This is a genomic window from Arthrobacter sp. 05T420 (assembly GCF_056396305.1).
Genome location: NZ_JBFTLG010000014.1, coordinates 40,325 through 64,190, shown reverse-complemented (window position 1 = coordinate 64,190; position 23,866 = coordinate 40,325). Strand labels below are relative to the sequence as shown.

Below are 23,866 nucleotides of genomic sequence, written 5' to 3'. Positions count from 1 at the left end.
GTGGGGTCCGGCTGTACAGAAACTACTTCGACGTAGAAGGACACTAAACCGTGGACCTGTTTGAATATCAGGCGCGCGATATGTTCGAGGCGCACGGTGTACCCGTGCTTGCTGGCATCGTGGCGCACACCCCTGAAGAAGCAAAGGCAGCTGCCGAGAAAATCGGCGGCGTAACTGTCGTAAAGGCGCAGGTCAAGGCCGGAGGCCGCGGCAAGGCCGGCGGCGTCAAGGTCGCGAAGACCGCTGACGACGCGTTTGAACACTCCACCAACATCCTCGGGATGGACATCAAGGGCCACACCGTTCACCGTGTGATGATCGCCCAGGGTGCAGACATCGCCGAGGAATACTACTTCTCGGTTCTCCTGGATCGGGCAAACCGCAACTACCTGGCCATGTGCTCGGTTGAAGGCGGCATGGAAATCGAGCAGCTCGCCGTTGAGCGCCCCGAGGCCCTTGCCAAGATCGCGATCGACCCGGCCGTAGGCATCGACCAGGCCAAGGCCGACGAAATCGTCGCCGCTGCGGGCTTCGCCGAGGAACTGCGCGGCAAGGTCGCCAGCGTAATCCTGAAGCTCTGGGACGTTTTCAAGAAGGAAGACGCCACCCTCGTGGAGGTCAACCCGCTGGTCCTGACCGGCGCCGGTGACATCGTTGCCCTCGACGGCAAGGTCTCCCTCGACGAGAACGCCGACTTCCGTCACCCCAAGCACGCTCACCTTGAAGACAAGGACGCGGCTGACCCCCTCGAGGCCAAGGCCAAGGCGCAGGACCTCAACTACGTCAAGCTGGACGGCGAAGTCGGCATCATCGGTAACGGTGCCGGCCTGGTCATGTCCACCCTCGACGTCGTTGCTTACGCCGGCGAGCACCACGGCAACGTCAAGCCCGCCAACTTCCTGGACATCGGCGGTGGAGCTTCTGCCGAGGTCATGGCAGCAGGCCTCGACGTCATCCTGGGCGACCCGCAGGTCAAGTCCGTCTTCGTCAACGTCTTCGGCGGCATTACCGCCTGTGACGCCGTCGCCAAGGGCATCGTCGGTGCACTGGCCGAGCTGGGCCACTCCGCGAACAAGCCGCTGGTAGTCCGCCTCGACGGCAACAACGTTGAGGAAGGCCGCCGCATCCTGGCCGAGGCCAACCACCCGCTGGTTACTCTGGCCGCCACCATGGACGAGGGCGCCGACAAGGCTGCCGAGCTCGCCAACGCAGCGAAGTAGAGGGACTCGACTATGTCTATTTATCTGAACAAGGACTCCAAGGTCATCGTCCAGGGCATCACCGGGGGCGAAGGCACCAAGCACACCGCACTGATGCTCAAGGCCGGCACCAACGTTGTTGGCGGCGTCAACGCCCGTAAGGCCGGCACCACGGTCCTGCACGGCGACGCCGAGATCACCGTTTTCGGCACCGTCAAGGAAGCCATGGCGGAAACCGGCGCTGACGTTTCCATCGTCTTCGTGCCGCCGGCATTCACCAAGGACGCCGTCGTTGAAGCCATCGAGGCCGGCATCGGCCTCGTCGTGGTCATCACCGAAGGCGTGCCGGTCCAGGACTCCGCCGAGTTCTGGGCACTGGCCCAGTCCAAGGTCGACGCCAACGGCAAGCAGGTCACCCGGATCATCGGACCGAACTGCCCCGGCATCATCACCCCGGGTGAGGCCCTCGTCGGCATCACGCCTGCGAACATCACGGGCAAGGGCCCCATCGGCCTCGTCTCCAAGTCCGGCACCCTGACTTACCAGATGATGTACGAACTGCGCGACCTCGGCTTCTCCACCGCCATCGGCATCGGCGGCGACCCCGTCATCGGCACCACCCACATCGATGCCCTCGAAGCCTTCGAAGCTGACCCGGAGACCAAGGCGATCGTCATGATCGGCGAAATCGGTGGCGACGCCGAAGAGCGTGCCGCCGACTACATCAAGGCGCACGTCACGAAGCCGGTTGTTGGCTACGTGGCTGGCTTCACCGCTCCGGAAGGCAAGACCATGGGCCACGCAGGCGCCATCGTTTCGGGTTCCGCGGGCACCGCGCAGGCCAAGAAGGAAGCCCTCGAGGCTGCCGGCGTCAAGGTCGGCAAGACGCCGTCCGAGACCGCCAAGCTCCTGCGCGAGGTCTTCGCGACCCTCTAGGTCCCAGCACCACAGAAATACAGCACCACAGCAAAACAGCAACGCGGGGTCACTTGCGGCCCATTCCACTCGGTGGCATGGGCGTGAAGTGACCCCGCGTTGCTTCTTTAAGTACGACGGCTCTAGTACGACGGCGGCAGGCCACCTTCCAGGCAAAGGTGGCCTGCCGCCGTCGTACTTTTTGGCTCTTTGAGTCCGGACCCGCGCGGTCCTAAACCTTCGCACCGCTGAGTAGCTCATCCAGCCGCTCGTAGCCCTCGGTCATGCCGCCCTCCATGCCGGACTGCGCCATGCCGTCGCGTGCCTCCTGCGTGGGGTAGACGGAATGGCCACGGATGCGGCTCCGTCCATTGCCGAGGTCCTCGAAGGTCAGGTACTCGATGCTCACCACGTCGGGGTAGCCATCGAATTCGAAGGTCTGGATGGCGAACTCGTTCTCGCGGACTGTGTGGAAGACTCCGTTGAAGCCGTAGGAGGTGCCGTCCGGGTCGAGGTGGGTGTAGCGGTAGCTGCCGCCGGTGCGGAAATCGTAGTGGTCGATGTCCATCTTCAGCCGCCGCGGACCGAGCCACTGGGCCACGAGCTCCGGGTCCTTGTGCGCCCGGAAGACCTCGGAAACGGGGAACTCGAATTCCCGCTGGTAATCGATGAAGGGCAGACCCTCGGGGACTGTCAGTGTCAGTGCGTTGCTCATGATGTGTCCTTTGCCTGTGTGCCGCCACGGGCGGCGCGGTTTTCAAGCACGGCGTCAAGGCTGCGAAATTGCCCTTCGCGGACCAGCCGGTACTGGTCGATCCAGGCGGTGAGCGCCTCCAGCCGTGCGGGGTTCAGATGCACGGGCCGGCGCTGGGCGTCACGGGTGCGCGTGACGAGCTGCGCCTGCTCGAGGACCTGGATGTGTTTCGAGACCGCCTGTTTGGTGATCGCGAAAGGCTCCGCCAGTTCGTTGACGGTGGCCGGGCCCCGGCTGAGCCGGGCAATGATGCGGCGGCGGACCGGATCGGCGAGGGCCAGGAAGGCCGCGTCGAGCTCGCCGTCGTCGCGTGTTTCCACTCGGTGTCCCACCTCCTCGTCCCATGGTCCGCCCAGCAGGATCTCTGCCCGGCCGGGTGCTGATCAACTCCTGCATAATCAACGATCTAGTTGATCAACCTCTAGGTTGTTAACGCTACTCCTGGCCGTTCGCCCGCGCAATACCCCAACGCGGGGTCACTTAGCGCCCATCCCGGGCTCCGCAATGGGCGCTAAGTGACCCCGCGTTGCTGTATGCCGGCGGGGACACCCTTGCCTGACTCTGCATTAGTTTGTTAGTATGTCAGGACAAACTACCGAAGGAGATGCGAGTGCCTCTCGTGCGAATCGACGTCAATCAGGGCCGCAGCGCGGAGCAGCTCCGCGGCCTCAGCCAGGGAATCCATGCCGCGATCGTGGCTGAATTTGGCATTCCGGAGCGGGACTACTTCCACGTGCTGACGGAACATCCCGCGGGGCAGATTGTCGCCCAGGATGCCGGGCTTGGCTTTGAGCGGACGCCGGATGTGGTGATGATCCAGATCTTCACCCAGGCCGGGCGCAGTCAGGCCACCAAGCAGTCCCTGTTTGCCGCCATTGCGGACCGGCTGGCCGCCGCGGGGGTCGCCGGCGGGGACGTTTTCATCGGTTATGTCGAGAACACTGCGGGGGACTGGTCGTTTGGTTTTGGGCAGGCGCAGTATGTCACCGGCGAACTTGGGGTCCCCGGCAGGTAGCCGCAGCGGCGCTTCTTGCGCCGTCACCACACCCGCGCGGCGGGGCCCATCGGACCCTCCGTGTCATGTTGTAAATATGTCAGTACAAACCTTTGACAGTACATGGATTCTAGGGCAAAGTAGTGGTTGTGGCCAGGCTCACGCCGGCCCCTAAGCACCGAAGCTCAGGCTGCGCAAAGGTACCGAGTTCACACCAGAAAGGTCCACGATCACCGTGACCCACGAACTGCTCACGATCGGGCGAATCAGTGTTGATATCTACCCGAACGACATCGGGGTGGATCTGGAGGATGTCACGTCCTTCGGAAAGTATCTTGGCGGATCCCCGTCCAACGTAGCGGTGGCCGCTGCCCGCCACGGCCGGCGCGCCGCCGTCATCACCCGCACCGGCGACGACGCCTTCGGCAAATATCTGCACCGCGAACTGCGCAAGTTCAATGTGGACGACTCCTTCGTCACGGCGGTCAAGGAATGGCCCACCGCGGTCACGTTCTGCGCGATCAAGCCGCCGGAAGACTTCCCGCTCTACTTCTACGGACGCTTCCCCACGGCACCGGACCTGCAGATCAAGGCCGAGGAGCTGGACCTGGACGCGATTAAGGACGCCGGAATCTTCTGGTCCACCGTCACCGGCCTGTGCCAGGAGCCCAGCCGTACCGCCCACCTCGCGGCCCACGAGGCGCGGCCCCGCACCAAGCTGAAGCCCGGCCAGTTCACCATCCTGGACCTCGATTACCGGCCGATGTTCTGGGCCTCCGAGGAAGAAGCGCGGGAGCAGGTCGCCAAGATCCTGCCGCATGTCACCGTCGCGATTGGCAACGACAAGGAATGCGCCGTCGCCGTCGGCGAGGGCACCCCGGACGAACAGGCGGACCGGCTGCTCGCGGCCGGCGTCGAAATTGCCGTCGTGAAGCTGGGCACGGAAGGGGTCATGGCCAAGACCCGCACCGAGCGGGTGGTCTCCGCCCCGGTGCCGGTGGAAACCGTCAACGGCCTCGGCGCCGGCGACTCCTTCGGCGGCGCCTTCTGCCACGGACTGCTCTCCGGCTGGCCGCTGGCCCAGGTCCTTGATTTTGCCAACGCCGCCGGCGCCCTTGTCGCCTCCCGCCTGTCCTGCGCCGATGCGATGCCGACTCCCGAGGAAGTCACCGGACTGCTCGCCGAGCGCGGCCGCCTGGTGCCGGGCACCTACGCCACCGAAGGAGCAGCACTGTGAGTGTCAATCCAGCCGCCGCCACCCTCTCGGTGAGCGATGATCCCCGCCGGTACGAGCACCTGAGCATCATCCGTCTCGAAGACCCGGAAGCGATCGCCCGTGCCGCCAAGGCCCGGCGCCGCCACCCCGGCGTCAGGGCACGCAGGCAGAACTTCATCGTCGCCGCCGACCATCCCGCCCGCGGAGCACTCGCGGTTGGCAGCGATCCCGTGGCCATGGCGGACCGCCGCCAGCTCCTGGACCGCCTGCAGATCGCCCTGGCCAACCCGGACGTGGATGGTGTTCTGGCTTCGCCGGACATCATGGACGATCTGCTCCTGCTCGGCGCGCTCGAGGGCAAGCTGCTCTTCGGCTCGATGAACCGTGGCGGCCTTGCCGGGCTGGTGAACGAATTCGATGACCGCTTTACCGGCCACACCGCGGCCGCGCTCAAGGCCCTGGGCGCTGACGGCGGCAAGATGCTCACCCGCATCTGCCTCGGTGACCCGGACACGGTGGCCACCCTGGAAGCGACCGCGAGGGCCATCGACTCCCTCGCCGAACGCAAGCTGATCGCCATGGTGGAACCGTTCCTCTCCGTCCGCGAGAACGGCAAGGCCCGCAACGACCTCTCCACCAACGCCGTCATCAAATCGGTGGCCATCGCCGAAGGCCTCGGCGCGACCAGCGCCTACACCTGGATGAAGCTGCCTGTGGTGGCCGAGATGGAACGTGTCATGGCGTCCACCACCATGCCCACGGTGCTCCTTGGCGGCGACCCGGAGGGCAGCCAGGACGACGTGTTCTCCAGCTGGCAGGCAGCACTCGCGTTGCCCGGAGTCCAGGGCCTCACCGTCGGCCGGACCCTGCTCTATCCGCAGGACGGCGACGTCGCCGGAGCCGTGGCAACCGCTGCCTCACTGCTGCACCAGACCAAATCCACCCGCACCGAATCCAGCCGCACCACAACCACGCACGCCGAGTCAGGCCGCACCGAGTCCGCCCGCACCGAAGAAGTATCGGAGTAACTTCCCATGGGAACCAGCACTGCCTCAGGAACACGCAGAATGACAGTCGCCCAGGCCGTCGTCGAATACCTGTCCAAGCAGTACACCGTCGATTCGGTTGGCGGCCAGGACTTCCGGGAACGCCTGATTCCCGGCACGTTCGGCATCTTTGGCCACGGCAACGTTGCCGGCGTCGGCCAGGCGCTAAAGCAGTACCAGCAGCTCGATCCGGCCATCATGCCGTACTACCAGGGCCGCAACGAACAGGCCCAGTCCCACCAGGCGGTCGGCTTCGCCCGGCACACCCGGCGCCGCCAGACGTTCGCGATCAGCACCTCGATCGGCCCGGGGTCCTCGAACCTGCTCACCGGCGCGGCGCTGGCAACCACCAACCGGCTGCCGGTCCTGCTGCTGCCGAGCGACACATTCGCCACCCGCGCCGCCGACCCCGTGCTGCAGCAGCTCGAACAGCCCTACGCCTACGACATCACCGTCAACGACGCCTTCCGGCCGCTGTCGAAGTTCTTCGACCGCGTCTCGAGGCCCGAGCAACTGTTCTCCGCGTTCCACCACGGACTCCGCGTCCTCACCGACCCGGCCGAGACAGGCGCGGTCACGATCTCGCTGCCGCAGGACGTCCAGGCCGAAGCCTTCGACGTGCCCGAGGAGTTCCTTGCCGAACGCGAATGGCGGATTCGCCGCCCGGAGGCCGACGACGAGGACATCCGCCGCGCCGCCGACGCGATCCGGGCCGCCAAGCGCCCGCTGATCATCGCCGGCGGCGGCGTGCTCTACGCCTACGCCAACGAGGAACTCGCCAAGTTCGCCGAGCTGACCGGCATCCCGGTGGGCAACACCCAGGCCGGCGTCGGCGTCCTGCCTTGGGACCACAAGTTCTCCCTCGGCGCGATCGGCTCCACCGGCACGACGGCGGCGAACGCCTTCGCCGCCGAAGCGGACCTGATCATCGGCATCGGCACCCGCTACGAGGACTTCACCACCGCGTCCCGGACGGCGTTCCAGAACCCGAGAGTGTTGTTCATCAACATCAACGTCGCCGCGATCGACGCCTACAAGCACGGCACCTCGCTGCCGATCGTCGCGGATGCCCGCAAGGCCCTGGTGAAGCTGAACCAGGCCCTCGGCGGCTACCGCATCGGCGCGGACCTCGAGCAGCAGATCGCGAACGAGAAGAAGCGCTGGGACGCCACGGTGGACGAAGCCTTCGACACCCGCTTCACGCCGCTGCCGGCGCAGAACGAGATCATCGGCGCCACAAACCGGGCCATGGACGCCCAGGACGTCGTCATCTGTGCCGCCGGCTCGCTCCCCGGGGACCTGCACAAGATGTGGCGCGTCCGGGACCCGTTCGGCTACCACGTCGAATACGCCTACTCCTGCATGGGCTACGAGATCCCGGGCGGCCTCGGCGTCAAGCGCGCGGCCCTGGCCGAAGCCGCCAAGGGCGGGGCGCAGCGCGACGTCGTGGTCATGGTGGGCGACGGCTCCTACCTGATGATGCACACCGAACTCGTCACCGCCGTCGCCGAGCGGATCAAGCTGATCGTGGTCCTGATCCAGAACCACGGCTACGCCTCGATCGGCTCGCTCTCCGAATCCCTCGGCTCCCAGCGCTTCGGCACCCAGTACCGGGCCCTGGACGAGGAGCACCACAGCTTCGACGACGGCGACCGGCTTCCGGTGGACCTGGCCCTGAACGCCGAAAGCCTCGGCGTGAAGGTGATCCGGATCGAACCGGGGGAGAAGGTCATCGCGGAGCTCGAGCAGGCTATCCGCGACGCCAAGGCTGCCCCCGAACGCGGCGGCCCCATCGTCATCCACGTCGAATCCGACCCGCTGCTGGATGCCCCCAGCTCCGAGTCGTGGTGGGACGTTCCGGTCTCCCAGGTCTCCGAGCTCGACTCCACGAAACAGGCCTTCCAGACCTACACCGACCACAAGGCCCGCCAGCGCAAGCTGCTCGGCTGAACCCCCTCGAACTTCAATCACTCAAGGAAGAGTCCCATGACTGCCACCACTGACCAGACCACCCAGACCCAGAGCACCAAAACCATCCAGCACTTCATCAACGGCGCGGAAACCGCCGGCGTGGGCACCCGCACCCAGCCCGTCTACAACCCCGCCACCGGCGCTGTCTCGGGCGAGCTGCGGCTGGCCAACCGCGAGGATCTGGACGCGACCGTCGCCGCCGCCCGCGCCGCCGCCGATTCCTGGGGCGACATCTCCCTGGCCAAGCGCACCGCCGTGCTGTTCAAGTTCCGTGAGCTCGTCGCCTCCCACGTGGACGAACTCGCCGAACTGATCACCGCCGAGCACGGCAAGGTCCTCTCCGACGCCAAGGGCGAGATCGGCCGCGGCCTGGAGGTCATCGAGTTCGCCTGCGGCATCCCGCAGCTGCTCAAGGGCGACTACTCGGACCAGGTCTCCACCGGCATCGACGTCTTCTCCTTCCGCGAGCCGCTCGGCGTCGTCGCCGGCATCACCCCGTTCAACTTCCCGGTCATGGTGCCCCTGTGGATGGCCCCGATGGCGATCGCCACCGGCAACGCCTTCATCCTCAAGCCCTCCGAACGCGACCCCTCCGCCTCCATGCTGCTCGCCAAGCTGTGGAAGGACGCGGGCCTGCCCGACGGCGTCTTCCAGGTCCTGCACGGCGACAAGGGAACCGTCGACGGCCTGCTGACCCACCCGGACGTGGACGGCATCTCCTTCGTCGGCTCCACCCCGATCGCCCGCTACGTGCACGAGACCGCCACCGCCCACGGCAAGCGCGTCCAGGCCCTGGGAGGGGCGAAGAACCACGCGATCATCCTGCCCGACGCCGATCTCGACAACGCCGCCGACCACCTCGCCGCCGCGGCCTTCGGCTCCGCCGGCGAGCGCTGCATGGCCATCTCCGTCGCCGTCGCCGTCGGCGAAGCTGCAGACCTGCTGGTCAAGAAGGTCGAAGAGCGCGCCCTGGCCGTCAAGGTCAAGAACGGCACCGAACCGGACGCGGACATGGGACCCGTCATCACCCCGGCGTCCAAGGAACGGATCGTGAAGATCGTCACCGAAGCCGAAACCGCCGGTGCCGCCATGGTGGTGGACGGCCGCGACCTCGTGGTCCCCGGCCACGAGGACGGCTTCTGGGTCGGCCCCACGGTCCTTGACCATGTCAAGACCGAAATGACCGCCTACACCGAGGAAATCTTCGGACCCGTCCTGGTCGTGGTCCGGGTGGAGGACCTCGATGCCGGCATCGCGCTGATCAACTCCAACCCTTACGGCAACGGCACCGCGATCTTCACCTCTTCCGGCGCCGCGGCCCGGAAGTTCCAGCGCTCCGTCACCGTGGGCATGATCGGCATCAACGTCCCGCTGCCGGTGCCCGTGGCCTACCACTCCTTCGGCGGCTGGAAGGCCTCGCTGTTCGGCGACAAGCACATCTACGGCCCCGAAGGCGTCTCCTTCTACACCCGAGGCAAGGTGGTCACCTCCCGCTGGCCCGAACCGACCCACGCCTCCGGCGCCTCCTACAACTTCCCGTCCAACTGACTGCGCAACTGACGCCTCGACCAACCACGATCGACTGCTCCGTAACCGTCGTTTTGAGCGTCCAAAACGGCACCTGTGGAGCAACCGATGAGAAGGAATCGACATGACTGAGAACAAGCTGATCATCGGCACCGCGCCGGACTCCTGGGGTGTCTGGTTCCCGGATGACCCCCAGCAGACACCGTGGGAGCGGTTCCTCGACGAGGTGGCCGAATCCGGCTACAAATGGATCGAACTGGGCCCCTACGGCTACCTCCCCACCGATCCGGCACGCCTCGCCGAAGAGCTCAAACAGCGCGACCTCAAGATCTCGGCCGGCACCGTTTTCACCGCCTTCCACCGCGGCCTGGATCAGTGGGACACAGCGTGGGAACCGGCCCGCAAGGTCGCCGAACTCACCGCCGCGATGGGCGGGGAACACATGGTGGTCATCCCGGCGATGTGGCGCGACGACGTCACCGGGGAAGCCGTGGAAAGCAGGACACTCAGCGACAAGGCCTGGAGCGACCTCTTCGCCGGCCACAACCGGCTGGGCAAGACGCTCCTGGAGGACTTTGGCCTGAAGCAACAGTTCCACTCGCACGCCGATTCCCACGTCGGCGCGCAGAAGGACATTGAAACCCTTCTCGCCGCCACGGACGCCAAGTACCTCAACCTCTGCCTGGATACCGGCCACGCCGAATACTGCGGAGCCTCCAGTCTCGACCTGATCAAGAACTACCCGGACCGGATCGGCTACCTGCACCTGAAGCAGATCAACCCGGACATCCTCAAAAAGGTCAACGCGGAAAACATGACCTGGGCCGCCGCCAACCTGGCCGGCGTCATGACCGAACCGCCGAACGGCCTGCCGGACCTGCGCGCCGTCATCGAAGCCGTGGAGGCGCTGAACCGGCCGATCTTTGGCATTGTGGAACAGGACATGTACCCCGTGGCCTTCGACGTCCCGATGCCGATCGCCAAGCGCACCCGCAATTACCTGCTCTCCTGCGGCTCCCGCACGGCCGTCAACTAGAACCGAAGGAAACCACCATGACAAAGATCCTCCGCGTGGCCGTCATCGGCGCCGGCCGTATGGGCGCAGACCACATCCAGCGGCTCAACACCCGCATCCACGGCGCTGAAGTCGCCGCCGTCGTCGACGTCGACCTCGCCCGGGCGCAGGCCGCCATCGAAGGCATTCCCGGCGCCGTCGCCCTCGCAGATGCCGGGGAAGCCCTCAACAACGGCGACGTCAACGCCGTACTGATCGCCACCCCCGGTTTCCTGCACGAGGACATCCTGCTCAAGGCAATCGCCCAGGACATCCCGATCCTGTGCGAGAAGCCGCTCACCCCGGATGCCGAGTCCTCCTGGAAGATGGTCGAGGCAGAGCAGAAGCTGGGCCACAAGCGCATCCAGGTCGGCTTCATGCGCCGCTTCGACGCCGAATACGCCGCCCTGGGCAAGATCATCCGCGACTCCGAACTCGGCGAGCTGCTCATGCTGCACCACCAGCACCGGAACCCCACCACCCCGGCGGGCTTCACCAACGAGATGCTGATCAACGACTCCGTGGTGCACGAATTCGACGCCATCCGCTACTTCACCGGCGAGGAAATCACGTCCGTCCAGGTCCGCCTCGGCAAGGCCACGCGGAACGCGCCGGCCGGGCAGCACGACCCGCAGCACGTGCTGATCGAGACCGAGTCCGGCGTCCTGGCCGACGTCGAGATCTACGTCAACGCGAAGTTCGGCTACGAGGTGGCCACCCAGGCCTCCTTCGAGGACGGCATCGTCAGCATCGGCGGAGACAAAGGCCCCTACACCCGCAGCAACGGCCGCTGGGGCGGCGAGGTCACCCCCGGCTTCGAGGAGCGCTTCGGTGCAGCGTACGACGTCGAGATCCAGTCCTGGGTGGACGCCGCCCTGCGCGATGAGATCGGCGGCCCCACCGCCTGGGACGGCTACGCCACGGCCGCATGCTGCGAGGCAGGCGTCGAGGCGCAGAAGAACGGCGAAAAGGTCGCCGTGAAGCTCAACGCCAAGCCCGCGCTCTACCGCTAGGAACCCTGCCGGCCGGCCGCCTTCTCCTGCAAAGAACGAAGCGCCGGCCGGCTGCACGCCCGCCAGATCCACCATGGAGTGCTTAACGTGAAAATCGCCCTTGACCCCACCCCGTTCCACCACAGCCACGGACTCCTGGAGTTTCCGCGCGTGGTGGCCGACCTCGGCTACAAGTACATGCAGCTGACCCCGCACGCCGATTTCATCCCGTTCTACAACCATCCGAAGGCCGACGACGAGCTCGTGGGCCAGCTCAAGGCGGCCTGCAACGACGCGGACATAGAAATCGCCTCGGTGCTGCCGGTGCTGCGCTGGTCGGGGCCGGATGAGGACGCACGGGAGGCCGCCGTCCGCTACTGGAAGCGCGCCATCCAGATCACGGTGGACCTGGGCGTGAGCACCATGAACACCGAGTTCAGCGGCCGGCCGGAAAAGGCCGAGGAATCCGAGCGGGCCTTCTACCGCTCCATGGAGGAACTGCTCCCCATCATCGAGCGGGAGGGGATCGACCTGCTGATCGACCCGCACCCGGACGACTTCGTCGAGGAGGGCCTGGCAGCGATCCGGGTGATCCGCGGGCTGAACTCGAAGAATGTGGGCCTGGTCTACGTGGCCTCGCACAGCTTCCACATGAAGAACGCACCGCTGGAGATCATGCGGGCCGCCGGCGACAAGCTGCGCCTGGTCCACGTCGCCGACACCATGGACCACCACGCCTCACACGGGCTCCGGTACATCACCAACCCGCCCGGGAACCCCGTCCGGGTGCACCAGCACCTGAAGATCGGCGACGGCGACGTCAACTGGGACGAGTTCTTCGGCGGCCTGCAGGAGATCGGCTTCCTGGACCGTGACGACACGGTGATGGTGTCCAGCGTCTTCGCCGAGGACGACAACGCCGCCGAAGTTTCCCGGTACCAGCTGGAGACCATGAAGCAGCGCGTCGCCAAGGCGAGCCGTTGACGTTTCCGATCGAACGGTAGAAAGCCCCGCCCCGGCACTACCCAACTGTGACTGGCAACAGGGGCCGTTATGAGGACTCATAACGGCCCCTGCTGCCAGCTGGTTGGGCGCCGCTGGGCGGGGCTTTTCTGCGTTTCGCGCGCTAGACCATGGTGGCGCTGCTGCGTTCTCGCGCTAGACCGGGGCGTGCAGGCGGGGGAGGGCGTCAACCAGCGGCGCCAGTTCCGGCACCTCCTGGGCCTCGGCCAGCGCCCGCTCCAGCGTGGCGTCGTGGACCGGCCTGCTCTGCTCGAGCAGCGTGATGCCGCTGGGGGTGAGCTCGGTGTAAATTCCGCGGCGGTCATCCGCGCACAGGATCCGAGTCAGGAGGCCGCGGTCTTCGAGCCGGTTGACCAGGCGCGTGGTGGCGCTCGCGCTCAACGCGGTGGCGCGGGCCAGCTGCTGCATCCGCATGTGCCAGCCGTCCTGCCGGCTCAGCGCGTCCAGCACGGTGTACTCCACCACGGAGAGCTGCGCCTCGCCCTGCAGGGACCGCTCCAGCTCGGACTCGATCAGCCCGTGCAGGGCCGCCAGGGTCCGCCAGCCTTGCGCCCGGACCTCGACGGCGTCGTCCTTGATGCCCATCAGGTGTTTCCCTTCAACTCGCGTGCCCGGCGGGGGTGCTGCCGGACACATCAAATAATAGTTGCTTGCGCGCTATATCTGCTTGTGCAACAATAAATAACGCGTCTGCAACTACTAGCCTACGCGCCATATCTCTTTCCGTACAGCTTTGTAAGGAGCACCTCCATGCCTGTTGGCCTGATAGCCCTCGCCCTCGGCGGGTTCGGCATCGGACTCACCGAGTTCGTCATCATGGGCCTGCTGCCGCAAGTGGCCGCAGACTTCCACGTCACCGAGGCCACCGCGGGCTGGCTCATCTCCGGCTATGCGCTCGCCGTCGTGGTCGGGGCGCTGGGCCTCACGGCGGCGGTGACGCGCTTCGAACGCAAGCCGGTGCTGGCCGTGCTGATGGTGCTCTTCATCGCGGGCAACCTCGTCTCGGCGCTCGCGCCCGATTATTCGATGATGATGACCGGCCGCATCATTGCCGCGCTCTCGCACGGCGCGTTCTTCGGCATCGGCGCGGTGGTGGCCGCCAGCATGGTGGCGCCCACCAAGAAGGCCGGCGCGATTGCCATCATGTTCACCGGCCTGACCGCCGCGAACGTGCTCGGTGTCCCGTTCGGCACCATGCTGGGCCAGGCCGCGGGCTGGCGCTCCACGTTCTGGGCGATCACGGTTATTGGCGTCCTGGCACTGGCCGGCATTCTCGCCCTGGTGCCGAAAACGGGAGCAGGCGAGACCGCAGCTGGTTCTGCCCCTGGTTCGGCCGCAAATTCGGGCGGCCTGCGCGGCGAGCTCCGGGCCTTCCGGTCCGGCCAGGTCTGGCTCTCCATCCTTGTCACCATCCTCGGCTACGGCGGCATGTTCGGCGCCTTCACCTACATTGCCTTCACCCTTACCGAGGTCACAGGCTTCTCCGCCACCATGGTCCCGTGGCTGCTGATCCTCTTCGGCCTCGGGCTCTTCATCGGCAACACCGTGGGCGGCAAGGCGGCCGACAAGAATGTGGACCGCACCCTCGTGGTAGTGCTCGCCATCCTGGTGGTGGTGCTCGTGGTCTTCGCCCTGACCGCCGGCAACCAGCCGGTGACCATCGCCTCCATGGTGTTGCTGGGCGGGTTCGGCTTCGCCACGGTTCCGGGGTTGCAGATGCGCGTCATGAAGTACGCCAGCAGCGCCCCCACCCTGGCCTCCGGCGCCAACATCGGCGCCTTCAACGTCGGCAATGCCCTGGGTGCCTGGATGGGCGGCGTCACCATCACCGCCGGCCTCGGCTACACCTCCCCCATCTGGGCCGGCGCCGGAATCACCCTGCTGGGCCTGGCGGTGATGGCGTTCGCGGCAGCCGCTGCAAAGAAGCACGACGCCGACCTGCCGGGAACCGGCGGATCAACTGTTCCCGCCGTTCCCGCCGTTGCCGGGGCGGAAACCAGCACAGACCTTCCCGTCACCGAGGCGGCAGCCGTTGCCCGCTGACCGGCCGACTACAACAACAACACCAGGAGACATCATGAACTCAATCCCGAATATCGTCCTCAACAACGGGGTGCGGATGCCACGGTTGGGCTTCGGCGTCTTTCAAATTCCCGATGCCGAGACCACCGAGGCCGTAGCCGCGGCGCTCGCGGCCGGCTACCGGAGCATCGACACGGCTGCCATCTACGGAAACGAAACCGGAACTGGCCGCGCGCTCGCCGAATCCGGCATCGCCCGGGAGGACCTTTTCATCACGTCCAAGCTCTGGATCGACGACCTCGGCTACGAGCCGGCCCTTGCCGCCTTCGACGCGAGCCTGGCCAAGCTGGGTCTCGACTACCTGGATCTTTACCTGATCCACTGGCCCGCGCCGGCGTCGGACCGGTATGCCGACTCCTGGCTGGCCCTTGAGAAACTCCTTGCCGACGGCCGGGTCAGGGCCATCGGCGTCTCCAATTTCGAGCCGGGGCACCTGCAGCGGCTCATCGACCTGGGCGGAACGGTGCCGGCCATCAACCAGGTGGAGCTGCACCCGGCCCTGCAGCAGCACGACGTGACGGTGTTCAACGCGGCGCAGGGCATTGCGACGGAGGCCTGGAGCCCGTTGGCCCAGGGTGCCCTGCTGGCAGATCCGGCCATCAGGGAGATCGCTGCCCGGCACGGCAGAACCCCGGCGCAAATCATTCTGCGCTGGCACCTGCAGCAGGGAAGGATCGTCATCCCGAAGTCAGTGACACCGGCCAGGATCCGGGAAAACCTGGAGGTGTTCGACTTTGACTTGACCGAGGCCGAACTGGCCGCCGTGAATGTCCTTGACCGGAACGGGCGCACCGGACCAGACCCGGCCACGTTTAACGGCTAACCGTCCGTGCTATCCGGGCCTGTGCGGACCTGCGACAGCCGGCCCAGCGGGCGCAGCGGTAGCCGGCCTAGCGAACTCGCGGCCTAGCGGCCAAACGGCAGCCGCGGGTCCGGGTTCTGGCCCTCCCAGGTCTGGCGGATCCAGCCATGGTGCGGATCATCGCTGATGAGCCACGCCCGGACCGGGCCCGGACCGGCCATGACGTTGAGGTAATACAGGTCGTAGCCGGGGGCGGCCATGGCAGGCCCGTGCCAGCCGTACGGCACCAGGACCACGTCGCCGGTCCGGACCTCGGCCGCAACGTCGATGGGCCGGTCGTCGGAGGCGTAGACGCGCTGGTAGCCGATGGCGTCGTCGGCGCCCGGGCGCTGCGGTGCTCCGGGCGTCACACGGGTTTCGAAGTAGTAGATCTCCTCAAGATTGGTCTCGCCGTCCTTCTCCTCGTCGTGCTTGTGCGGGGGATAGGAGGACCAGTTTCCGGCCGGGGTGAGGACCTCGCAGACGATGAAACGGTCCGCCTCCAGCGCGGCGGGGGTGCCGAAGTTGTGGACCTGGCGGGAGCAGTTGCCCGCTCCGCGCAGTTCCACCGGCGTCTCGGCGGCGGTGATGAGGCGGGTCGGGTAGGAGGCTTTGGCCGGCGCGGTGGCCACCGCCACCCGTCCGCCGTCGGGCGAAGTGATGGCTACTGCCTTGCCGGCTCCGGTGTAGAGCACATCGCTGGGGCCGCTGAAGACGCTGTCCCGGCCGGCCAGAGCGTAGTCCTGCCCGTCCACGGTGGCCACGAAGGAGCCGCCCAGCGGGATCACGATGCGTTCCTCCGCCGCGGCGTCCAGTCCGACAGCGCCGCCGGCCGCCAGCGTGGCGACCTTCAGCCCGGTGTGTGCCCAGCCGTCCACCTCCAGTCCCGAATCTGACGTCCCGATCGAAATGTCCCACTTGCCTTCGGCTGCGGTGCCGAGCGGATAGACCCAGGTGGCCATGGAAGTTGCCCTTTCGTTGTCGCGCCGGAGGAGGGCGCGTGTGTGTGCGGGGTTGGAACCGGTGGCGTTCGGAGCTGGCGCCTGACTCGACGCCCTACCGGTCGGCGCCGACCGTTGAGCTCTTATCTCTGAACTCTTACCTTTGGACCAGTGTCATTTCGAAGCTGTAGGAATCCGCCCGGTAGACGTGGTGGCCGGTTTCCACATTGCGCCCGGTGTCGTCCACGGCGGTCCGCTCCATGGTGACCAGGGCGGAGCCGGGCGTGGTCTCAAGCAGCGGCGCCTGGTAGTCGTTGGCGATCATGGCGCCGATCCGCTGCGAGGCCAGGCGGAAGTTCACGCCGCCGTTGCGCAGGATGGCGTAGAGGCCCTGCGCGCCCAGGCTTGCCTCATCGATGGCGGTGATGTCGTCCCGCACCCAGTTCTCCATCAGGGCCAGCGGCTTGCCGCCCACTTTCCGGAGCCTGGTGAAGTGGTAGACCTTGGCGCCGGCCGGAAGGTGCAGCGCCGTCCGGGTCACGGCGTCCGCCTCCTCGTGCGAGAAGCTGAGCACGTCGGTGGTGGGCTTGCTGCCGTTGTTGGTCAGGTCGTCGTAGAGGCTGGAGAGTTCCAGAGGGCGGCGGACCTGGCTGGAGACCACCTGGGTGCCGACTCCGCGCTTGCGGACCAGGAGGCCGGAGCGGACCAGCTCATCCATGGCTTTGCGCATGGTGGGCCGGGAAAGGTTCAGCTGGGCGGCCAGGTCGATCTCATTTTCCAGCCGGCTGCCGGGCTCCAGCAGCCCCGTGTGTATCGCAGCCTCGATGCCCTGCACCACCTGGTGGTACAGGGGCACCGGGGAAGAACGGTCGATCCGCAGATTTAGTTGATTCGCCACCGGGCGTGCTCCCTTGTGCTCCGCGGCGGCCGAAGGGCCAGCCGGTCTGCGTATGTCAGGCTATGTTCGCTTGATAGGACATACTGCCTTTTTCTGATAGTAGCAGGGCCGCCGCGGGGAGCCAAGGACCGCCCTGAGGGGCCAGAAGGGTAGAGGCTGGGCGGGCACTACGGGAACGCTCTGGTTCGCAAATTTGGCCATCTCTTCACGTTGCGTTACGTCAAAACATCCTAATGTCAGGACAAACTATTGACAACTGTGATTGGAGTCACCATGATCGGTGGTAGATGGCTCACAGACCGACGCGATGAAGCGGCCGGCGTGGCCCGGAATCGAAGGAGATTGATCGTGACCAAGTTCTCGTGGCGGAAAGCGACCCTCGTGGCGGCCGTTGTACCCATGCTGGCCCTGAGCGCGTGTTCCAGCACCGGCGGCAAGCCCGCTGACACAGGAAATGCAGCCGGTGGCGGCCAGGTTGCCTCGACGCCACGGATTAAGATCGCCTTAATTACCCACGCCGCAGCGGGCGACACGTTCTGGGACATTGTTCGCAAGGGCGCCGAGGAGGCATCGGCCAAGGACAACGTTGAGCTTCTCTACACGTCCGATCCGGAAGCCGGGCGCCAGGCCCAACTCATCCAGCAGGCTGTCGACCAGAAAGTCGACGGCATCGCGGTCACGCTCGCCAAGCCCGAAGCCCTCAAAGACGCCCTGAAGAAGGCCACCGACGCCGGAATCCCGATTGTGAGCCTCAACGCCGGCGAGGATGTCTCTGCGCAGCTGGGGGCGTTCACGCACTTCGGCTCGAACGAAAAGCTCGCCGGTGAGGCGGTCGGCACCCGGCTCGCGGCGGAGAACTTCAAGCACCCGGTCTGCGTGATTCAGGAGCAGGGCCACGTCGGACTTGAAGCCCGGTGCGCCGGCGTCAAGGCGAAGGTGCCCGGAACGGAGATCCTTTACGTCGACGGCAAGGACATGACCTCCGTTCAGTCCACCGCCACTGCCAAGCTCCAGGCGTCCAAGGACGCCGACGTCATCATCGGCCTCGGCGCACCCATCACCCTGACTCTCCTCAAGTCGGTCGCTGACGCCGGCAGCTCTGCCAAGGTTGCCAGTTTCGACCTGAACGCAGAACTCGCCCAGAAGATCGTGGATGGTGCAGTTCTGTTCACCGTGGATCAGCAGCCGTGGCTGCAAGGCTACGGCGCTATTGACGCGCTGTGGCAGAAAAAGCGCGGCGGCTTCAGCATCGGCGGCGGCCAGCCTGTCCTGACCGGTCCCGCGATCGTCGACAAATCAAATGCGGCCGATGTCCTGAAGTTCGCCCAGCAGGGTATCCGCTAAAAGCCCGCTGGCCGGGCCGGTGTATGCCGGCCCGGCAGCAAGGAGAATTCTCATGACCGTCACCCAGACCAAGACAGAGTCAGCGGCGCCCGATGAGCGCGTCGCCAAGCGCAGTCCGTTCCAGAAACTTCTCGGACGTCCCGAGGTCGGTGCCCTGGTGGGCGCGATCGTCCTCTTCATCTTCTTCGCGTTGGTGTCCCCGACGTTTACCCAGCCCGGTGCCCTGGCCACCATCCTGTACGGTTCCTCCACGATCGGGATCATGGCGGTGGGGGTGTCCTTGCTGATGATCGGCGGGGAGTTCGACCTTTCCACCGGCGTCGCGGTGATCACCTCGGCGCTGACGGCGTCGCTGTTCAGCTGGAACTTCAGCACGAACGTCTGGGTCGGCGTCGGCCTGGCCCTGGTGGTCTCCCTGTCCATCGGCTTCATCAACGGCTGGATCCTGATCAAGACCAAGCTGCCGTCCTTCATCGTCACCCTGGCCACGTTCCTGATGCTGACCGGCCTGAACCTGGGCCTGACCCGGCTGATCGGCGGCTCGGTCTCCTCACCCTCGATCGCCAACATGGACGGCTTCGACTCGGCCCGGGCGGTCTTCGCGTCCTCCGTGAACATCGGCGGGGTCGAGGTCAAAATCACGGTGTTCATCTGGTTCGCGCTGGTCGCGGTGGCCACCTGGGTGCTGATGCGGACCCGGGTGGGGAACTGGATCTTCGCCGTCGGCGGGGACGCGAACGCGGCCCGCGCCGTGGGCGTGCCGGTCAAGGCCACCAAGATCGGGTTGTTCATGGCCGTGGGCTTCTGCGCCTGGATCCTGGGCATGCACAACCTCTTCGCCTTCGACACCGTGCAGTCCGGCGAGGGCGTGGGCAACGAGTTCCTCTACATCATCGCCGCGGTGATCGGCGGCTGCCTCCTCACCGGCGGCTACGGCTCGGCAATCGGCGGCGCGATCGGCGCGTTCATCTTCGGTATGGCCAACAAGGGCATCGTCTACGCGCAGTGGAACCCGGACTGGTTCAAGTTCTTCCTGGGCCTGATGCTGCTGCTGGCCACCATCGTCAACCTCATCGTCAAGCGCCGCGCGGAACTCAAGTAAGGGCCGGAGAGAACCATGAATGCCAAAGAGATCGACCAGCAGACCCTGCTGCAGAACGAACAGGACCCCCTCACCCACACCCCCGTGCACCTGCTCTCCCTCGACGGGGTCGCCAAGCACTACGGCAATATCATCGCCCTGTCCGACGTCACGATGGCCGTGGACAACGGCCGCGTCACGTGCGTGCTGGGCGATAACGGCGCCGGCAAATCCACGCTGATCAAGATCATCGCCGGTCTGCATCAGCACGACGCCGGGGTGCTGAAGGTGATGGGCGAGGACCGGAAATTCGCCTCGCCCCGGGACGCCCTGGACGTCGGGATCGCCACCGTCTACCAGGACCTCGCGGTGGTGCCGCTGATGCCGATCTGGCGGAACTTCTTCCTCGGCTCCGAACTGACCTCCGGCTTTGGCCCGTTCAAGAGCATGGATGTCGAGAAGATGAAGGACATCACGCTCAAGGAACTCGCCGCGATGGGCATCGACCTGCGCGATGTGGAGCAGCCCATCGGCCAGCTCTCCGGCGGTGAACGCCAGTGCGTCGCGATCGCCCGGGCCGTGTACTTCGGCGCGAAGGTCCTGATCCTGGACGAGCCCACCGCGGCCCTGGGCGTGAAGCAGTCCGGCGTGGTGCTGCGCTACATCCTGCAGGCCCGCGACCGCGGCCTCGGCGTCATCTTCATCACCCACAACCCGCACCACGCCTTCCCCGTCGGGGACCGCTTCCTGCTGCTCAAACGCGGCAAATCGATCGGCTACTACGACAAGAAAGACATCACCCTCGACGAACTCACCGCCCAAATGGCCGGCGGCGCCGAACTCGCCGAACTCGCCCACGAACTCGAACAACTCGGCGGCCACGGCGACATCGTCAAGGAAGTCCAGGGCGACGTCGCCGACGTGTCCCAGACGACCGGCAAGACCTACGAATAACTGCCGTCCCAAACCTGAAAGGACAAGCCTTTGGCTTACCTCAACCGCAACGCGTCCGACGCCGCCCAGCCAGTGCGGATCGGGCTCATCGGCTCCGGCTGGATGGGCGCCTTCCACGCCGAGAGCATCGCCCGCCGTGTCCCCGGCGCCGTCCTTGCCGCCATCGCCGATCCCAACCTTGAATCCGCCGGGGCGCTGGCAGGTGCCCTGGGCGCCGCGAAGGTGACCGCCGACGCCGCCGATCTCCTGGCCGACCCGGAGATTGACGCCGTCGTCATCGCCAGCCCGGCGCGTTTCCACTCCTCCCTGATCGGCCAGGCCGCAGCCGCCGGGAAGCACGTCTTCTGCGAGAAGCCCTCAGGGCTGGGACTCGAGGAGCTCGACGCGGCCCTGGCCGCCGTCGACGCTGCCGGGGTGCACTTCCAGATCGGCTTCAACCGCCGGTACGCCGCGGACTTCCAAGCAGCCAAGAAGGACCTTGCCGCCGGAATCGCGGGGGAGCCGCAACTGCTGCGTTCCCTGACCCGGGACCCGGGCACCGGAAGCATAGGCCACGCCGCAAGGATCCCGGCGTGGACCATCTTCCTGGAGACCCTGATCCACGACTTCGACACCCTGAACTGGTTCAACGAGGGCGCCGAGCCCGTCGAGGTGTACGCCGTCGCTGACGCGCTCGTGGAACCGGACCTGCGCGAGAAGGGGTTCCTGGACACCGCCGTCGTGACCATCCGCTACAGCAACGGCGCGATCGCCGTCGCCGAGGCAAACTTCAGCGCGCTGTACGGCTACGACATCCGCGGGGAGGTCTTCGGCTCCAAGGGCATGGTCCAGGCCGGCCGCGCCACCGAAACCACCGCCCGCCGGTTCACCGCCGAGGGGATGTCTGCCGACACGCCACGGCTGAACGTCGAGCTCTTCCGGCAGGCCTACACTGACGAGCTCGTGGACTTCGCGGACGCCGTGCGCGCCCAGCGGGACGGCCGGCGTGACGGAACAGAGTCCGAATCGAAGACTGAGCCGGCGCCGAAGCCCTTCAGCCTCACCCCGGGAGCCTCTGACGCCCGGCGCGCGCTGGCCATGGCGCTGGCCTGCATCGAGTCGGTCAAGCAGGGCACGCCGGTGGCTGTCAACGAGAAGGCGGTCCTCTGATGCGGCTCGCCGTTTGCGCTGAAATGGTCTTCACCGACCTGCCGTTCACGGAGCGTGTGCGCCGGCTCCACGACGCCGGCTTCGACGTCGAACTCTGGGACTCGCGGTCCAAAGACATCGGCGCGCTCAAGGCCACCGGCGCGGTGTTTTCCTCCATGACCGGATACACCTCCGGCAGCCTGGTGGATCCGGATACGGCGGACGACGTGGTCCGGACTGCCGAGTCCCTGATTCCAACCGCCCGGGAGCTTGGCGTCAGCCGGCTGGTGGTCCACCCGGCGGAACTCGTCGACGGCCGCGCGGCCAGGCCGGTCTACCGGTCCAGCGGCCACATGTGGGCCACCGGCGCCCGGACCCTGGAACGGCTCGGGCAGCTCGGTGAAAAGTACGGCGTGACGTTCTGCCTCGAAAACCTCAACACCATCCGGGACCACCCCGGCATCCCGCTGGCCCGTGCCAAGGACACGCTGGCGCTCGTGCAGGCCGCCGGGCACCCTAACGCCAGGCTCATGCTGGATCTGTACCACGCCCAGATGGGGGAAGGGAACCTGGTGGAGCTCGTCCGGAGCGCCCTGCCGTACCTTGGCGAAATCCAGGTGGCCGACGTTCCCGGCCGCTGTGAACCCGGCACCGGGGAAATCAACTACGCGGCCGTCGCCAGGGCGCTCGTGGACGCAGGCTATGAAGGAACCGTGGGCATGGAAGCGTGGGCCAGTGGCGACAGTTATGCGGCCCTGGAGGCCTTCCGTTCAGCGTTCACCGTGACCGCAAAGGCAGCCGCACGAAGGACGTCGTGCTCGGACTCGTCGGGGTCGGGCGAATCGGCGTCATGCACGCCAACAACATCGCCGCCCTCAACGAGGTCCTGAACCCGCAGGGCATCAACGTCCGGCTCCGGCTCACCGACGTCGCCGAAGAGCATGCCCGGACGGTGGCCTCCGGTCTCGGCGCCGAATTCCTGCCGTCGGCCCAGGCTCTCCTTGGCTCCGGGCCGGACGGCCTCGTCATCGCCACCGGAACGGGAACCCACCCCGAGCTCATCAAGGCGGGTGTGGACGCCGGGATCCCGGTCTTTTGCGAGAAGCCCGTGGCCCTGAACGTGGCCGATGCCCTGCCAGTGCTCGACTACATCCGGGACCGGCAGGGCGTGGTGCAGATCGGGCATCAGCGCCGGTTCGACGCCGGCTATCTGGAGGCCCGCCGCGCCTACCAGGCCGGTGAGCTGGGCTGGATCCATTCCCTGCGCGCGGTCACCTGCGACATGACGCCGCCACCGGTCGAGTTCCTGGCCAGTTCAGGCGGGCTGTTCCGGGACTGCTCGGTCCACGATTTCGACATCCTGCGCTGGCTGACGGGCCGCGAAATCGTCGAGGTCTACGCCAAGGGCTCCAACAACGGGGATCCGGCCATTGGCGAGGCTGGCGATGTGGACACGGCCCTCGCGCTGGTGACGTTCGACGACGGCACCGTTGGAACGGTGTCTGCCACCCGCTACAACGGGGCGGGCCACGACGTCCGGCTGGAAATCCAGGGCTCCCGGAGTTCGCTGATGGTGGGTCTGGACGACAAGGCCGCTCTCGCCTCCGCCGAAGCGGGGATCGCGTTCCCCACCGGGAAACCGCACCTGACCTTTGCCGAGCGGTTCGAGCCGGCGTACCGGTCCGAGATGGCTGCCTTCGTCGAGCTGATCCTTGGCCGTCGGGAGAACCCCTGCACCCCGGAAGACGCCGTGGCGGCGTCCCGGGTGGCTGATGCCGCGCAGGAGTCGCTGGCCACCGGTGTCCCGGTCCGCGTGGCCCTGAGCGTCGCCCGGTGAGCGCCGCCCGGTGAGCGCCGCCCCCGGTGAGCTGCTGCGGCCGACCGCCAGCTGACCGGAGCCTCGGGA

23 protein-coding genes are annotated in these 23,866 nt (G+C 66.5%); 18 read left to right on the top strand and 5 right to left on the bottom strand.

The window, feature by feature from the left end:
- The first annotated feature begins 50 nt into the window (after positions 1 to 50).
- Together sucC and sucD are read left to right on the top strand one after the other, a co-directional pair.
- The gene (sucC, locus tag AC1DEM_RS14410; RefSeq protein WP_476885001.1) at positions 51 to 1,220 is read left to right on the top strand and encodes an ADP-forming succinate--CoA ligase subunit beta; all 1,170 of its coding nucleotides are present in this window, start codon (positions 51 to 53) and stop codon (positions 1,218 to 1,220) included.
- A 12-nt stretch (positions 1,221 to 1,232) separates the two neighbouring features.
- On the top strand, positions 1,233 to 2,135 hold the full coding sequence (gene sucD, locus AC1DEM_RS14405; protein ID WP_028275595.1) for a succinate--CoA ligase subunit alpha: 903 nt from the start codon (positions 1,233 to 1,235) through the stop codon (positions 2,133 to 2,135).
- A 211-nt stretch (positions 2,136 to 2,346) separates the two neighbouring features.
- Here sucD and AC1DEM_RS14400 read toward each other — a convergent pair whose 3' ends face one another.
- Positions 2,347 to 2,829, bottom strand: a complete 483-nt coding sequence (locus AC1DEM_RS14400) for an SRPBCC family protein (RefSeq protein ID WP_476885000.1) — start codon at positions 2,827 to 2,829, stop codon at positions 2,347 to 2,349.
- A complete protein-coding gene (locus tag AC1DEM_RS14395; RefSeq protein ID WP_476884999.1) occupies positions 2,826 to 3,188 on the bottom strand; it encodes an ArsR/SmtB family transcription factor in 363 nt (120 codons plus the stop codon). Before AC1DEM_RS14395 ends, AC1DEM_RS14400 begins: the two co-directional genes overlap by 4 nt.
- A 290-nt stretch (positions 3,189 to 3,478) precedes the next feature.
- Here AC1DEM_RS14395 and AC1DEM_RS14390 point away from each other — a divergent pair, with 290 nt between their 5' ends.
- From AC1DEM_RS14390 to AC1DEM_RS14355, 8 genes are all read left to right on the top strand, one after another.
- Entirely contained in the window at positions 3,479 to 3,883 is a 405-nt protein-coding gene (locus AC1DEM_RS14390; protein WP_476884998.1) for a tautomerase family protein, read from the top strand.
- Between the two features lie 214 nt (positions 3,884 to 4,097).
- A complete protein-coding gene (gene iolC / locus AC1DEM_RS14385; protein WP_476884997.1) occupies positions 4,098 to 5,099 on the top strand; it encodes a 5-dehydro-2-deoxygluconokinase in 1,002 nt (333 codons plus the stop codon).
- Entirely contained in the window at positions 5,096 to 6,106 is a 1,011-nt protein-coding gene (locus AC1DEM_RS14380) for a Cgl0159 family (beta/alpha)8-fold protein (RefSeq protein ID WP_476884996.1), read from the top strand. The genes iolC and AC1DEM_RS14380 overlap by 4 nt, the downstream gene beginning before the upstream one ends.
- 39 nt (positions 6,107 to 6,145) lie before the next feature.
- Positions 6,146 to 8,074, top strand: coding sequence for a 3D-(3,5/4)-trihydroxycyclohexane-1,2-dione acylhydrolase (decyclizing) (gene iolD, locus AC1DEM_RS14375; RefSeq protein ID WP_476884995.1), 1,929 nt, complete (start codon positions 6,146 to 6,148; stop codon positions 8,072 to 8,074).
- Positions 8,075 to 8,110: 36 nt separating this feature from the next.
- Positions 8,111 to 9,643: a CoA-acylating methylmalonate-semialdehyde dehydrogenase gene (locus AC1DEM_RS14370; RefSeq protein ID WP_476884994.1), complete on the top strand. Its 1,533-nt coding sequence runs from the start codon at positions 8,111 to 8,113 to the stop codon at positions 9,641 to 9,643.
- Positions 9,644 to 9,746: 103 nt separating this feature from the next.
- On the top strand, positions 9,747 to 10,658 hold the full coding sequence (locus tag AC1DEM_RS14365) for a sugar phosphate isomerase/epimerase family protein (RefSeq protein ID WP_476884993.1): 912 nt from the start codon (positions 9,747 to 9,749) through the stop codon (positions 10,656 to 10,658).
- Between the two features lie 17 nt (positions 10,659 to 10,675).
- Positions 10,676 to 11,689 (top strand): Gfo/Idh/MocA family protein, encoded by a 1,014-nt coding sequence (locus tag AC1DEM_RS14360; protein ID WP_476884992.1) that lies wholly within the window; start codon positions 10,676 to 10,678, stop codon positions 11,687 to 11,689.
- 87 nt (positions 11,690 to 11,776) lie between these two features.
- Entirely contained in the window at positions 11,777 to 12,652 is an 876-nt protein-coding gene (locus AC1DEM_RS14355; protein ID WP_476884991.1) for a sugar phosphate isomerase/epimerase family protein, read from the top strand.
- 174 nt (positions 12,653 to 12,826) lie between these two features.
- Here AC1DEM_RS14355 and AC1DEM_RS14350 read toward each other — a convergent pair whose 3' ends face one another.
- The gene (locus tag AC1DEM_RS14350; RefSeq protein WP_476884990.1) at positions 12,827 to 13,276 is read right to left on the bottom strand and encodes a MarR family winged helix-turn-helix transcriptional regulator; all 450 of its coding nucleotides are present in this window, start codon (positions 13,274 to 13,276) and stop codon (positions 12,827 to 12,829) included.
- Between the two features lie 165 nt (positions 13,277 to 13,441).
- Here AC1DEM_RS14350 and AC1DEM_RS14345 point away from each other — a divergent pair, with 165 nt between their 5' ends.
- Positions 13,442 to 14,734: an MFS transporter gene (locus AC1DEM_RS14345; protein WP_476884989.1), complete on the top strand. Its 1,293-nt coding sequence runs from the start codon at positions 13,442 to 13,444 to the stop codon at positions 14,732 to 14,734.
- 34 nt (positions 14,735 to 14,768) lie between these two features.
- On the top strand, positions 14,769 to 15,596 hold the full coding sequence (locus AC1DEM_RS14340; RefSeq protein ID WP_476884988.1) for an aldo/keto reductase: 828 nt from the start codon (positions 14,769 to 14,771) through the stop codon (positions 15,594 to 15,596).
- Between the two features lie 83 nt (positions 15,597 to 15,679).
- Here AC1DEM_RS14340 and iolB read toward each other — a convergent pair whose 3' ends face one another.
- Together iolB and AC1DEM_RS14330 are read right to left on the bottom strand one after the other, a co-directional pair.
- Entirely contained in the window at positions 15,680 to 16,576 is an 897-nt protein-coding gene (gene iolB, locus AC1DEM_RS14335) for a 5-deoxy-glucuronate isomerase (RefSeq protein ID WP_476884987.1), read from the bottom strand.
- Between the two features lie 136 nt (positions 16,577 to 16,712).
- The gene (locus AC1DEM_RS14330) at positions 16,713 to 17,453 is read right to left on the bottom strand and encodes a GntR family transcriptional regulator (RefSeq protein ID WP_476884986.1); all 741 of its coding nucleotides are present in this window, start codon (positions 17,451 to 17,453) and stop codon (positions 16,713 to 16,715) included.
- A gap of 348 nt (positions 17,454 to 17,801) precedes the next feature.
- Between AC1DEM_RS14330 and AC1DEM_RS14325 the strand changes: the two genes are divergently transcribed.
- From AC1DEM_RS14325 to AC1DEM_RS14300, 6 genes are read left to right on the top strand one after another with little or no spacing between them, the layout of a single operon-like run.
- Complete coding sequence (locus tag AC1DEM_RS14325) at positions 17,802 to 18,797, top strand: substrate-binding domain-containing protein (protein WP_476884985.1); 996 nt, start codon at positions 17,802 to 17,804, stop codon at positions 18,795 to 18,797.
- A 52-nt stretch (positions 18,798 to 18,849) separates the two neighbouring features.
- Positions 18,850 to 19,899 (top strand): ABC transporter permease, encoded by a 1,050-nt coding sequence (locus AC1DEM_RS14320; RefSeq protein ID WP_476884984.1) that lies wholly within the window; start codon positions 18,850 to 18,852, stop codon positions 19,897 to 19,899.
- A gap of 15 nt (positions 19,900 to 19,914) precedes the next feature.
- A complete protein-coding gene (locus tag AC1DEM_RS14315; protein WP_476884983.1) occupies positions 19,915 to 20,832 on the top strand; it encodes an ATP-binding cassette domain-containing protein in 918 nt (305 codons plus the stop codon).
- Between the two features lie 30 nt (positions 20,833 to 20,862).
- Entirely contained in the window at positions 20,863 to 21,981 is a 1,119-nt protein-coding gene (locus AC1DEM_RS14310; protein WP_476884982.1) for a Gfo/Idh/MocA family oxidoreductase, read from the top strand.
- A complete protein-coding gene (locus AC1DEM_RS14305; protein ID WP_476884981.1) occupies positions 21,981 to 22,850 on the top strand; it encodes a TIM barrel protein in 870 nt (289 codons plus the stop codon). Before AC1DEM_RS14310 ends, AC1DEM_RS14305 begins: the two co-directional genes overlap by 1 nt.
- A complete protein-coding gene (locus AC1DEM_RS14300; RefSeq protein WP_476884980.1) occupies positions 22,811 to 23,797 on the top strand; it encodes a Gfo/Idh/MocA family protein in 987 nt (328 codons plus the stop codon). Before AC1DEM_RS14305 ends, AC1DEM_RS14300 begins: the two co-directional genes overlap by 40 nt.
- The last annotated feature ends 69 nt before the right edge of the window (positions 23,798 to 23,866 follow it).